The organism is Arthrobacter sp. Leaf141 (assembly GCF_001424565.1).
Taxonomy (GTDB): Bacteria; Actinomycetota; Actinomycetes; order Actinomycetales; family Micrococcaceae; genus Arthrobacter.
Genome location: NZ_LMOL01000021.1, coordinates 1 through 12,312, shown reverse-complemented (window position 1 = coordinate 12,312; position 12,312 = coordinate 1). Strand labels below are relative to the sequence as shown.

At 67.0% G+C, this 12,312-nt stretch carries 13 protein-coding genes and 1 pseudogene; 9 read left to right on the top strand and 5 right to left on the bottom strand.

Annotation, left to right across the window (positions count from 1 at the left end; all coding sequences use genetic code 11):
- Both ASF72_RS21055 and ASF72_RS14590 read right to left on the bottom strand, forming a co-directional pair.
- Positions 1-234 (bottom strand): annotated as a pseudogene (locus ASF72_RS21055) (dihydrofolate reductase family protein); the annotation flags it as partial.
- Positions 235-291: 57 nt separating this feature from the next.
- Positions 292-957 (bottom strand): GntR family transcriptional regulator, encoded by a 666-nt coding sequence (locus ASF72_RS14590; RefSeq protein ID WP_056600086.1) that lies wholly within the window; start codon positions 955-957, stop codon positions 292-294.
- A 178-nt stretch (positions 958-1,135) separates the two neighbouring features.
- Between ASF72_RS14590 and ASF72_RS14585 the strand changes: the two genes are divergently transcribed.
- The 7 genes from ASF72_RS14585 to ASF72_RS14555 all read left to right on the top strand — a co-directional run bounded on the left by ASF72_RS14585 (position 1,136) and on the right by ASF72_RS14555 (position 6,415).
- Positions 1,136-2,392, top strand: coding sequence for an ABC transporter substrate-binding protein (locus ASF72_RS14585; protein WP_235504742.1), 1,257 nt, complete (start codon positions 1,136-1,138; stop codon positions 2,390-2,392).
- A 71-nt stretch (positions 2,393-2,463) separates the two neighbouring features.
- A complete protein-coding gene (locus tag ASF72_RS14580) occupies positions 2,464-3,078 on the top strand; it encodes a hypothetical protein (RefSeq protein WP_056600080.1) in 615 nt (204 codons plus the stop codon).
- The gene (locus ASF72_RS14575) at positions 3,078-3,926 is read left to right on the top strand and encodes a phosphotransferase family protein (protein WP_056600077.1); all 849 of its coding nucleotides are present in this window, start codon (positions 3,078-3,080) and stop codon (positions 3,924-3,926) included. The genes ASF72_RS14580 and ASF72_RS14575 overlap by 1 nt, the downstream gene beginning before the upstream one ends.
- Positions 3,927-3,965: 39 nt before the next feature.
- Complete coding sequence (locus ASF72_RS14570) at positions 3,966-4,784, top strand: Cof-type HAD-IIB family hydrolase (RefSeq protein ID WP_056600074.1); 819 nt, start codon at positions 3,966-3,968, stop codon at positions 4,782-4,784.
- A gap of 123 nt (positions 4,785-4,907) precedes the next feature.
- Positions 4,908-5,156: a hypothetical protein gene (locus tag ASF72_RS14565; RefSeq protein ID WP_050683728.1), complete on the top strand. Its 249-nt coding sequence runs from the start codon at positions 4,908-4,910 to the stop codon at positions 5,154-5,156.
- A 27-nt stretch (positions 5,157-5,183) separates the two neighbouring features.
- Positions 5,184-5,999 carry a glycerophosphodiester phosphodiesterase gene (locus tag ASF72_RS14560; protein WP_056600071.1) on the top strand — a complete coding sequence of 272 codons (816 nt, stop codon included), beginning with the start codon at positions 5,184-5,186 and terminating at the stop codon, positions 5,997-5,999.
- 164 nt (positions 6,000-6,163) lie between these two features.
- Positions 6,164-6,415, top strand: coding sequence for a DUF6480 family protein (locus ASF72_RS14555; protein ID WP_050683726.1), 252 nt, complete (start codon positions 6,164-6,166; stop codon positions 6,413-6,415).
- A gap of 12 nt (positions 6,416-6,427) precedes the next feature.
- Here ASF72_RS14555 and ASF72_RS14550 read toward each other — a convergent pair whose 3' ends face one another.
- The 3 genes from ASF72_RS14550 to ASF72_RS14540 all read right to left on the bottom strand — a co-directional run bounded on the left by ASF72_RS14550 (position 6,428) and on the right by ASF72_RS14540 (position 10,884).
- Positions 6,428-7,321 (bottom strand): EAL domain-containing protein, encoded by an 894-nt coding sequence (locus ASF72_RS14550; protein WP_235504739.1) that lies wholly within the window; start codon positions 7,319-7,321, stop codon positions 6,428-6,430.
- Between the two features lie 336 nt (positions 7,322-7,657).
- Positions 7,658-9,199: a putative bifunctional diguanylate cyclase/phosphodiesterase gene (locus ASF72_RS14545; RefSeq protein WP_056600066.1), complete on the bottom strand. Its 1,542-nt coding sequence runs from the start codon at positions 9,197-9,199 to the stop codon at positions 7,658-7,660.
- 20 nt (positions 9,200-9,219) lie between these two features.
- A complete protein-coding gene (locus tag ASF72_RS14540) occupies positions 9,220-10,884 on the bottom strand; it encodes an ATP-binding protein (protein WP_231685976.1) in 1,665 nt (554 codons plus the stop codon).
- A gap of 31 nt (positions 10,885-10,915) precedes the next feature.
- On the opposite strand from ASF72_RS14540, the gene ASF72_RS14535 reads away from it, so the two are divergent.
- Positions 10,916-11,335 (top strand): DUF7793 family protein, encoded by a 420-nt coding sequence (locus tag ASF72_RS14535; protein ID WP_442853698.1) that lies wholly within the window; start codon positions 10,916-10,918, stop codon positions 11,333-11,335.
- 131 nt (positions 11,336-11,466) lie between these two features.
- Entirely contained in the window at positions 11,467-12,255 is a 789-nt protein-coding gene (locus tag ASF72_RS14530) for a class I SAM-dependent methyltransferase (protein ID WP_050683763.1), read from the top strand.
- Positions 12,256-12,312 lie beyond the last annotated feature (57 nt).

Sequence of the window (12,312 nt, the reverse complement as noted above, 5' to 3'; positions counted from 1 at the left end):
CCAGCCCTGCCAGTCCGGATCCCACGTCCCCGGCCCGGCAAACATGTTCCGGCCCAGGATGTAGGCGCCCGCTGCCAGGATGCCGTCGCGCTCGGCTGTGTGCTCCGCGGGTTCTTCGAACATCCAGCGGTGCAGGCGCTCGCCGCCCCGGCCCAGCGGCTCGGCCATGCTTTGGTCCGGGCCAGCGACGAAGCCGTCGAGGGAGATGGTCAGGTCGCAGGTGACGAGGCTCATGCGCCCATCATGCCACTGCGGTGGATCATTGGGCCCCTGTTCCCTGCGTGGGAACGGTCAGGGTTTGCCGCCGGCAAGCTGTCCGACGGCGCGGGCCTCGAAACTGCGGATGTGGTTCAGCACCAGTTCCGTCGCGGCGTCGGTGTCACCCCGGCGGGCCGCGGCCAGTATGTCGGCATGCTCCGCGGCCTCCACGTCCCACGACGGCTGCTGGGTCCACGCGTTGACGGAGATCAGCGCCGTCTGTTCGCGGAGCCCGTCCAGCATGTCCACCAGGACCTGGTTGCCGCAGTTTGAATAGAGCAACTGGTGGAAATCGCGGTTGGCGAGGCTCCGGTCGGCTTCATCCAGTGCCCTGGCCGCGCGGTTCAGCGCGTCCTGCGCGAGCTCCAGGTCAAGGCCCCGTTCGATGGTCCGGGCAACGGCCACCGGCTCAAGCAGGGAGCGGACGTCAAAGACACTGCGGGCCATCTCTGCATCGACCGCCCGGACGGTGGCGCCCTTGTAATCGCTCATGGTCACCAGGCCCGCGCCCACAAGCGTCTTCAGTGCCTCCCGCACCGGCGTTTTCGAAATCCCGAAATAGCGGGCCAGCTCGGCCTCAACCAAGGCCCGGCCAGCGGGTAGTTCGCCGGTGAGGATCGAACGGCGGAGCGCCTCAACAACGAGGCCTGTCCGGGACGCTGACGGCAGGAGGCCATGGGGAGTTGGTTGGCTGGTCACGCTCAAACTTTCCCACATTCCGCGGCCGCATGCTGCATCGTACTTAGTATACGATGTATCAAGAGTCACTTGATCACCGACGATCGGAGCCCCAGTGCAGTCTTCATCCTCATTCGGCCGAACCGGAGCGGGGTCCCGCCCGGGACGCCGCTTTGCCAAGTCGGGGCTAGCCGCCGCGCTGACAGCAGCGGTCCTTGCGCTAACCGCCTGCGGCGGCGGAACCTCCGGGCAGGAGGCTGATGGTGTTGTGGAGCTTCGGTTTGCCTGGTGGGGCGGCGACAAACGGGCCCAGCTGACCCAGGACGTCATCGCCGCGTTCGAAGCGGAAAACCCGGACATCAAGATAAGGCCGGAGTTTGGTGATTCCGGGCCGTACTGGGACAGGCTGGCCACCCAGGTTGCAGCCAACGATGCCCCGGACATCATCCAGATGGACGAGAAGTACATCACCGAGTACTCCAGCCGCGGCGCCTTGCTGGACCTGTCGAAATACAAGATTGACACGTCAAAATTTGATCCAGCAGCACTCCAGTCGGGAACCAGCGAAGATGGCCTCACTGGCCTGCCGGCCGGCATTAATGCGCCCACCATCCTGGCCAATCCGCGGGTTTTCGAGGCCGCCGGTGTTGAACTGCCGGATGACGCAACCTGGACGTGGGCGGACTTCGGGCGCATCGCCGCCGAAGTCACGGCCAAGTCACCGCAGGGCACCTACGGATCCGCTGCGTACGGCGGGGACGAAGCCTCCCTCGGCGTCTGGTTGCGCCAGAACGGCAAGTCCCTCTACACCCAGGACCGCACGCTTGGGTTCGAAGCGCCGGACATCGCGGCGTGGTGGGCCTTCCTGAAGGAGCTCCGCGAGAAGGAAGCAGTGCCCACCGCCTCTGAAGTGGTTGAAGCCGAGGCCGCCACGCTGGATCAGAGCGGCATCGCCGTGGGCACCAACGGATTCGCTTTCAGATGGTCCAACCAGCTCCCGGCACTGGAAAAGGCAGCCGGTGGCGACCTGGAGATCCTGCGGTTCCCCTCGCGGACCGGCGAAGCAGCCGATACGCAGCTTTGGTACAAGACCTCGCAGTTCTGGTCGGCGTCCGCAAGGACTAAACACCCCGAAGAAACGGCCCGGTTCATCAACTTCCTGGCCAATGACATCAAGGCCGGGGAAATCCTGCTTGCGGAGCGTGGCGTGAACCCGAATTCCGGGATCCGGGCCGCCACGGAAGCGAAGTTGCCGTCCGCCGACCTCAAGGTGGTTAAGTTCATCGACCAGATCAAGGGAGAGCTGGGAGCTGCTCCCGCCCCGCCGCCGAAAGGCGCCGGTATCATCCAGGAGATCATCCGCCGCTACACGGTGGAGGTCCTGTTCAACCGGCTGTCGCCGGAAGAAGCGGGGCAGAAAGCGGTGGACGAAATGAAGGCCGCCATCAGCGCCTGAGTCCGGAGGAGCGGGTGACCGCCGGCCCTGTCGGCTCTAAGCTGGGCTGACACATCACTTAGGGGGCATGCATGAGGCGTTCCGCTGCTGGACCGGAGGCGCGCTGGGCCAGTGCTTCCGCCGTCGCTGACGGCATCAAGGACGTGGGCGTCGAGGCAACCGTCCGGTTTTACTTCCAGGCGGTCTTCCCCGCCACGGTGCTGGCCGCACTCTGTGCGGGAATGGCCCTGGCAGCCAGCGGCGCCGTGTCAGCCGTCGGTATTCACCTTTCCGGCTTGACGCTGGGCCTGTACCTGGCCGCGGTTGGGGTCCTCGCCGTAGGAGTGTTGTACGGCTGGCTGCGGATTATGCCCAAAGTCCAGCCGCTGCGCGCCCTTGTCACCTCGGAACTGGGGCCGGCAGCGGCGCGTCACGTCCGGCGCCAGATCCTGGGAATGGAAGCGGTGGATCCTGCCGCGCTGGGTGTTCTTCGTGGCGCGGCCGCCCAGATGCGTGAACGTACTGCCCGGCGCCTGGTGACGACGCCAGGACTGTCGCTCTACTTCGCTGCCCTGGCTGTGGACGGGGACCCCTGGCGCGTCTCCAACACGCTGTCTCTACTGCTCTTCGTGGCCACCATCCCCCTTGGCGTCCAGGCATTCCGCCAGTTCTCCAGGACCGGAAAATTCCTGCGGGAAACGGCGTGATGCGTTGGGATGGGGGGACGCTCACGGCGAGGCAATCGGAGCTGGTGGCCGCCTGGTGCGGTGAGCCGGAACTCATTGAGGATCTGTCCTGGGGTTTGACTGACACCACGGTTCTTCGCATCCGCTCCAGGGGCAAGGATCTGATTGTGAAAGCCGGCGGGCCGGACAACCACCACCTCGGCCGCGAGATCATGGCCCACACCACCTTCACTGGACCGCTGGTGGAGTCCGGCCGGGCCGCAACCATGCTGCACGCAAGCATCAACGAGGCCCTCCTGGTGGTCGGCTACCTGCCCGGGGTCCTGGTGGAAGGCGCCCCGGATGAACAGAACCCGGAGACATATCTGCAGGCCGGCAGGCTCCTGAAGGCATTCCACAGCCAGGCCCGCACGGCGGACGGCGGCTGGGAAACCCGCGCTACCGCCAAAGCCCTCGCCTGGCTGGACACTGACCACCGGATCGATCCCCGGGTGGAAAGCCGGGCCAGGCAGTGCCTCGCTGACTACCGGGCCGCCGCCGCCGAGATGGTGCCCATCCACGGGGACTGGCAGCCGCGGAACTGGATCAGCAACAACGGCGCCATCAGCGTCATCGACTTCGGCAGGTTCGACCTCCGGCCGGCAGCCATCGACCTGTGCCGGCTGGCCGTCCAGCAGTGGCAGCGGGACCCGGCCCTGGAAGCGGCCTTCCTCCGTGGCTACGGCGCGGACCCGCGGGATGGGGACGCCTGGCCGGTTTACCTGCTCCGCGAAGCCATCGGCACTGCCGTGTGGGCGCACCAAGTGGGCGACGGGGCGTTTGAAACGCAGGGGCACCGGATGCTGGACCAGGCGCTGTCGCGATTCTGACGCAGGACCGGCACCCTGATTCCCACGTAGACTGGCAGCATGCGGCTGGTGGCAAGTGATATTGACGGAACAATCCTGGGGCACGACGGAAAGATCAGCGACCGCACCATCCGCGCCTTCCACGCCTGCCGTGACGCCGGCGTCGAACTGGTCTTTGTAACCGGCCGGCCGCCGCGCTGGCTTTACCCCCTCCAGGAGCAGCTGGGTCACTCGGGCACGGTCATCTGCTCCAACGGCGCTGTGGTGTGGGATCTCGAAGCGGACCGGCTGGTGTCGGCCAAAACCCTTGACATCGCCACGGTCCTCGAAGCCCGCCGCATCATCAAGGACCTGCGGCCGTCCGCCCGGTTCGCGGTGGAAACGCTGGCCGGCTTCCACCTGGAGTCCGGGTTTGTGGAAAACGAATCCAGCGAACTCCTGGCTGAATTCACACCCGCGCCGCTGGCGGACACCCTGACGGACGACGACGCCGTGGTGAAGTTCCTGGCCATTGTCCGGGAGGGCACCGCGGACGAATTCCTCGCGGAGGTGCGTCCCGCCGTCGGGCATCTGGCCTCCGTAACGCACTCCGCACCCACCGTGGCCATGCTGGAACTTGCCCGGCCAGGCCTGAACAAGGCCGTTACCCTGGCGGGCTACGCTGCCGCCCTGGGAATCGACGCCGCGGACGTGGTGGCGTTCGGCGACATGCCCAACGACATCGAGATGCTCCGCTGGGCCGGCCACGGTTACGCGATGGCCAGCGGGCATCCGGACGCCATCAGTGCCGCCGGCCAGCAGGCACCGCATTTTGACGACGACGGCGTGGCCCAGGTCCTTGAGGCCAGGCTCGCAGCGCTGGGCGCGCCGCTGTCCTGACGCGCCGCCGCCGGGCAGGTTCCAAGGTGGCATTCAGCTAACGATCACTCCGCGTTTACCTTCCCTCCGTAGCGTGGCTTCCGGAGAGCCCCAACCTATCCATACGAGCACTGAGGGGTAACGATGGCCAAGAACGTCAAGCATGGCAGCGCCGAAGCACCACTGCGCCGGGCAACGCCGGCCCCGCACTGGCGGAACCTGAGCCAGGGCGACCGGGTCCGGGTCCTGCTGAGCCCGGGCTTTGAGACCGGCGGCCTGGTCGATGCCATCACCGCAGACCACACCGCCGTATGGATCAACCTGGACGGCGGCCGTGGCCGGACCCTGCTGCACTGCAGCGACGGCGTGGAGATCCTGCCCGCCGAGAGCTAGCCTCCGCGGCTCGGGTACGCTCGCTGTGTGACCCTGCCCTACTTCGAGAACACCGGCGACGGCGGCCGGATACTCCCCATCGCCATGGCCCACCGCGGGTTTTCCCGGGAGGGGCTGGAGAATTCGATGGCGGCCTTCCGGGCTGCTTCCGGGCTGGGGTACCGGTACCTGGAGACGGACGTGCACACCACGGCCGACGGCGTGCTGCACCTTTTCCACGACGACACCCTTGACCGGGTGACGGACGGCCGGGGCAAAGTTTCGGAGCTCACCGCGGCCCAGGTGGCCGCCGCGCGGATCAGCGGCCGGGAGCGCGTGCCGCTGTTCGACGAACTCGTCACCGCACTGCCTGCCGTCCGGCTGAACCTGGACGTCAAGGACTGGAGTTCAGTCCGGAGCCTCGCCGCGGCCATCGAGCGGCACCGGGTCCACGACAGTGTCCTGGTGACGAGCTTTTCGGACCGGCGCCGCAGGGCCGTGCTGGAACTGCTGACCCGGCCTGTCGCCGCGTCCGCGGGCGTGGTCTCCAGCGCCCTGTTCACGCTGCTGGGCCCGGTACTCCCCGCGCCCGTGTTTGCCCGGGTGATGCGGCACGTGCTGCGCGATGTCCAGGCACTGCAGGTCCCGGTCCGGCAAGGCCCCGTCCGGGTGGCGACTCCGGGCTTCATCCGCCGTGCGCACGCCCTGGGGCTGGTGGTGCACGTGTGGACCATCAATTCCGCCGACGAAATGCGCCGCCTCCTGGACCTGGGTGTGGACGGCATCGTCACAGACCGCGCCGACCTGCTCCGGGACGTGCTGCTGGCCCGCGGGGAATGGCCGGCGACCGGCGGGCGGTCCTAGGACCGGTGTCCGACTCCGGGCGTGTTCGGGTCCGGGACCTTCGCGCGCGGCGCTCCTCTCAAGCGTGCCGGCCGCACCGGCCAGTCCTTCAGGATTATCAGTATGCTTACAATTAGTCCAGGCTGGGGAATCCGCCACGGCCGGACAGGGAGGACGCACACGCCATGAGCACTTACCATCCGGAAAATGATCCCGCCAATCCCGATCAGCCCCGAAGCGACCAGGCCGGCAGTGCAGGGCCGGCCGGCACGGACAAGGCCGGGCCGCACCCGCATGGCAAGGACTCCGCCGGTACGTCCAATCCGGACCCTGCCGAAGGCAACATCACCGGTTTGGAACCCGGCGGGGGAGTGCCGCCGGGCGAAACGCCGCCTGCAGAAGACCAAATGAGCGGGGACCAGGGCCACGCAGAATAGGTCTTCCGCTGCCTAACGGGACTTTTTGGGCGGGGCTGAGCCGGACGCTGTTTCGCGCTCGCGCAGCTGGCGCTCCAGCACGTCCACGTCCAGTTGCTTGTTCCAGGTGGCCCAGTCCTGCGGCCGCACGGAAGGCCGGCCCAGCAGGTAGCCCTGGCCGGCGCTGATGCCCAGCTGGGACAGGACCTTAAGCTCGCCCACGGTCTCGACGCCTTCGGCAACCAGCGTGCTGCCGATCTGGTCCGAGAAGTCCACCAGGCAGGCTGCGAGGGCCCGCTGCAGGCCGTCCGAGTCCACCCTGCTGATAACGTTCCGGCCCACTTTGATGAAGTCCGGCCGCAGGTGGATCATCCGGCTCAGGTCGCCGGCCCCGGAGTGTGCGTCATCCACGGCAATGCGCAGGCCCTTTTCCCGCAGCGGATTAATCGCGGCGATGAATTGCAGGTATTCCTCATCCGAAATGCTGTCCGTTAATTCGAGGACCACGCGGTGGATGGGCAGGTCGATGTGCGCAAACAATTCCGGCAGCCGCGGATCAATGCAGGATGAGGGGGAAATGTTCAAGGAGACGTAGAGGTGTTCGGGCAGGTCGCGCGCCGCTGCTGCGGCGGACCCCAGCGCCGAGAACTCAAGGTTGGCCCCGAGCCCCACGGCGGCCGCTTCCGCGAACCACAGCTCCGCCGCGGCGCCGTCGTCGCTGACAAAGCGGGACAGCGCCTCGACGCCCACCACGTTCCTGCCGGCCAGCCCGTAGATGGGCTGGAACGCCGTCATCAGCATCTGGCTTTCCAGCAGGGCGCTGATCCGCGACATGCTTTGGATCGCATCCATCTGCTCGATGATCTGCGGTGGCAGGACCGGCGGCGCCAGCCGGCGCGGCCCATCTTCCGGTTCCTGAGCCGCCATGGCGTCATTGCGCCTAGTCTCCAGGAGGTACTCCAGCAACGCCCGCTCGGGGACGCCGGGATTCTCATCGAGGCTGTTGCTCAGGCGCTGCCGTATGGCCGCTCCGGACGGATCAGAATCCGCCAGAACAGCCGCAATAATTCCCCATGCCTGTACCCGAACCGACATTAGCTACGCCCCCAGTTGACGAAGTAATGACCCCATGGACCATTTATTGTTCAAATTTCAAAACGCCTTTTACGGTCGGTGTTGCTGTTGATGCCCAACATGGTGCGGTGCTGAGAACCTGACGCCGCACGATGATCGTATATCGGAGTGACCGAAAGCGCAGTACTTTTACAGTTTCGGGCTAGCGCTTTCCGGCTGGTCAGCCAGTAATGCCGGAATTTTCTCGGGCGGGACGGGCCGGCTGAAATAGTAGCCCTGCGCGCTGAGGCAGCCCAGGTCCAGCAGGATCTGGGCCTGTTCGGCGGTTTCAACGCCCTCCCAGACCGCTTCCAGGCCGCAGGCGCGCACCAGCTGCAGAACCGCTGCGACGAGGGCCGGCTGGTTGGGATCGGTGCCCAGCCCCGTGATGAGCGAACGGTCCACCTTGACCCTGTCCACGGGCAGCCGGCGCAGGTAGCTGATGGACGAGTAGCCGGTCCCGAAGTCGTCGATTTCGATGCCGACGCCCAGCCCGCGGAGTCCGCCCAGGGAGTAGCGGTCCAGCTCGTTGCCCTTGACGATCGCAACTTCCGTCAGTTCCAGCACCACCTGGTCCGGCTGCACCCCGGTTTCCTTCAGCACGGTCCGCACATCCTCGATGAACTGCAGGCTTTGCAGGTCGGTGGCGGAGATGTTGATGCGCACGGAGAAGCGGGCATCCACCAGGCCGTCGTCGATCCAGCCGCGGAGCTGGCGCACCGCGGTGCGGAGCACCCACAGTCCAAGCTCGGAGATCAACCCGGCTTCCTCGGCCAGCGGAATGAACTCGTCCGGCATGATGAACCCGCGTTTGGGGTGGTTCCAGCGGATCAGGGCTTCCACACCTTCGATCCTGCCCGTGCCCAGCTCCACCACCGGCTGGTAATACAGCGTCAGCCCGCTGCTCCTGATGGCGGTGCGGAGGTCCTCCACCAGTTGGCTCCGGAGCCGCCGGACCAGCAGGAGGCCGGGTTCAAACCGGTGCAGGCGGCTCTGCCCTTCGGCTTTGGACGCGTACATGGCGACGTCGGCCTCCATCAGCATGTCCTCCGGCGTCGGGTTTTCACCGCCCACGCTCAGGCCGATGCTCGCGCCGCAGCGGACGCTCCGGCCCGGCAGTTCGATGTGTTCCTTCAGTGCCGCCAGGATCCGGTGGGCCACAATGGTGGCCTGGTCGGGGGACGCCGAGGGCATCACCACAGCGAACTCGTCACCGCCCAGGCGGGCCACAACGTCGGAGCTGCGGACGGCACCGCGGATCCGTTCCCCGACCGTAATCAGCACCTGGTCGCCCGCCGTATGGCCCAGGGTGTCGTTGATGGACTTGAACGCGTCGAGGTCCAGCAGCAGGATCACCGGTCCCTCGCCGGCCTCCCGCTCGGCGTCCAGTGCGGAGCGCAACGCCTCGATCAGCGCGGAGCGGTTGGCCAGACCCGTCAGCGGGTCCTGCATGGCCATCTGCTGCATTTCCAGGTGCGCCTCATGCAGCAGCCGGGTGCGGATCTGGACGCGCTGCTCAAGCTCTTCGTAGATGACCTGGAGATCTTCGGCCAGCAGGTTGGTGCCCATGATGATCGCGTCGAGTTCATCCCGGTTGGCGGACACCTCGATCCTGGAGCTGAGGTCACCCGAGGCGAGCCGGACAATGCCTTCCAGGAGCTGGGAAAGCCGGGGATCGTCGTCGGAAAACATGTGTGGTCCTCCTTCCGGCCCTAGTTGGCCCGGTTGCTGTCGGCGTCCAGCGGCAAGCTGACTGTGACCGTGGTGCCCAGGCCCAGGGTGGACGCCACGTCGATCCTGCCGCCGTGCCGGGCCACGATGTCGCGGGTGATGGCCAGCCCCAGTCCGGTGCCGGGGATGGCACCGGACATGGCGTTGGAGGCCCGGTAGAACCGGGTGAAGACGTGATCGATTTCCTCGCTGGAGATGCCGATGCCCGTGTCCGCCACGCTGACGGTGGCCCAGCGGCTGCCGTCCGGGGCCTTGTGGGAGACGCTGCCCACCTCGATCCGGCCCCCGCTGGGGGTGAACTTGATGGCGTTGGAGACCAGGTTGGTGAAGACCTGCTGCAGCTGGACCTCGTCCGCCAGGATTTCCGGGTCTTCAGGCACGGAGTCGACGGCGATGGTCACGTTCTGCAGTTTGGCCAGCGGCCGGAGGGCTGCTGCCACCAGGTCGAGGGTGTGCCCCAGCCGGACCGGGGTCAGGTGCAGCAAGCTGTTGTCGAGGCCCGCGCGGGAGACGCTGAGCATGTCCTCGATCAGGGACCGGAGCCGTTCCGTGTTCCGCACCACGATGTCCAGCATCTGGTGCACCTCGGAGGAGACCGGACCCTCGGTGCTCTCCTGGATCATGTCCAAATACGCCATGATCGAAGTGAGGGGTGTGCGCAGCTCGTGGTTGACGGTGGCCAGGAAATCGGTTTTGGCCTTGTCCAGCTGCTGCAGTTGCTTGACCACCTGCAGCTGGTTGCTGATCAGGTGGCTCTGGATCAGCCCGTGCGCCGCGTTGCCGGCCACGTGCTGGATGAGTCCGCGTTCGGTCCGGGACCATTGCCGGGGCTGGTCCACCATGGCAATCCAGATGATGCCCAGGGAGGAATCGCCTTCGCCCATGGGCACGGCCAGTGAGGAAACGGCATCGGTAATGCCCGACGCCGGGCCCTCGCCGCCGGTGGCTTCCTCATCGGAGGCGTCAGTGGAGAGGGTCTCGGTCCCGGCCCAGAGGTAATCCGCCACCTGGCGGGCCTGCACTTCGTCCGGGATGGCCTCGGCGCCGGCGGGTACCAGGCCGGGCCGGTTCCACGTGGCCGTGATGCGCGGAACCCGTTCGTCTTCGAACGTGGTCAGCCACACCCGGTCGGCGCCGAAGGTTTTACCGAAGCCCGCCACGACGTGCTGGGCTATTTCCTGCGGGTTGTTCGTGGCGCGGACGGCTGCGGAGACCTGGCGGAGCTGCCCGCGGAGGGCCTCGGCTTCCTGCCTGGCACTGCTGCGGCGGGCCACCTGGTCGATCAGTGCCGTGGCACGGTGGACCAGTTCGGCGGGCGGCGGGGGCTTGGTGATGCAGTCGTGGATGCCGGGGGGCGTCATCGCGGCAATGTCGGCCGGGTCATCAAGGTCCACAAGGACCAACATGGGCGCGTCGGAATGCACGGCGGACAGGGAGGCGTCCGCCACGATGACCGAGGGCTGGCCGGTGGCAAGGAGGGCAGCCAGGCCGGCGGCGTCACCGGTGGTCCGGACGGCGTAACCGACGCGCCGGAGTGCAGCGGCGTTGACCTCCAGCCGGCCGGCGTCGGGATCTGCCACGACGGCGGTACGGGGTGCGCGCCATTCACACGGCACATCAGCCGCCACAATGTCCCCTTCCCTCACAGTTGAGTACATTGTAGGGGGAGCAGGGGTGATGGGCTCCATAGGTAATCTGCGAAGGAGACGCGTGACGGATCAGCCGGCTGAACCTGTGAAGGGCGACCTGACCCTCGATGCGGGCGGCGTGCTTCAGCTGTTGTGGCCGCGCGGCGCGTCCATCAGCGAGGCCGATGCCGAGGATGCCATGCGCCGGGTGAACCTCCTCTGCGGCACCGACACGCATCCCATGCTGGTTGACATGGCCACCACGGCGCAGGTCAGCCGCGGCGCCCGGGCCGTTTTCGGCCGGCCTTGCCAGGCATCCCGGATTGCCCTGCTGGGCTCTTCGCCCGTGGACAAGGTGCTGGCCAACTTCATCCTGGGCATCAACAAGCTGCCGTGCCCTACGCGCTTTTTCACCTCCCGCGCGGAGGCCATGGCGTGGCTTCAGCTGGACTCCGGGCACGGAGCCTGACGGGCAGTGCCCGGGGCTGGCGCTGTCACAGAACAAGTGCATGGGCGCCCGGAAAGGCGTTCCGGACTTATATTTGAGGCGTGTCCACCGTCAAAAGTTCCTTCGGCGCATGCCCGCCGGCACTGCGCTCCCTGCTGGCTGCAGCGCGTCGATACCTGCTGATTCCCCGGCTGGCCCGGCTCTCACGCTCCGCCCCCAAAGACCGGGCGGTGGCCTGGGACCGTTACTGGGCCGGCATCAGGACCACCGGTATCGGCGGGGAAGTCCTGTGGGACTCCGGCACCGAACACGAGTTCCTGGGTTACCGGGACACGCTGGTGAAATACCTGGACCCTGCCCTGCCCGTGGTGGACGTTGGCTGCGGCCACGGCAGCTTCACCCGGTCCCTGGCCGGCCTGTTTAGCCAGGCCATTGGTGTGGACATCTCGGCGCACGCGGTGGAGCGGGCCCGGGCCGAAGCCGCCGGGCTGGGCAATGCCAGCTTCGAGGTCCGGGACATGACTGCACCGGGCGCGGCGGAATCCTTGGTTGCCGGCGGCAGCGCCAACGTTTTTGTCCGCGGCGTCCTCCATGTCCTGGACCACTCGGACCAGGCTGCGTTTGCCGCGAACCTCCGGCGGCTCGCCGGTCCGGGCGGCACTGTGTTTATCGCCGAAACAAACTTCCAGGGCAACCCGGTGGCGTACGTTTCGCATCTGGGCGCCACCGGCCGCGGCATTCCCGCGCCACTGGAGCGCGCCATCCGCGAGCTGCCCATGCCGGGTCATTTCGGTCCCGTGGAGCGGGCGCGGGCCCTGCCGGCGGCGGACTGGGAGCTGCTGGCGGACGGTGCCGTGGCCATCGAAACCAACCCCGCCACGGGGGTGCCGGAGCAAAGCCGCGTGCCCGGTTACTTCGCAGTGCTGCGACCCCGCAGCTAGGTGTACTCAGCCAGCAGGTTGGTTACATCTGCTGATGGGTGGTCGCCCTCCGAGGGC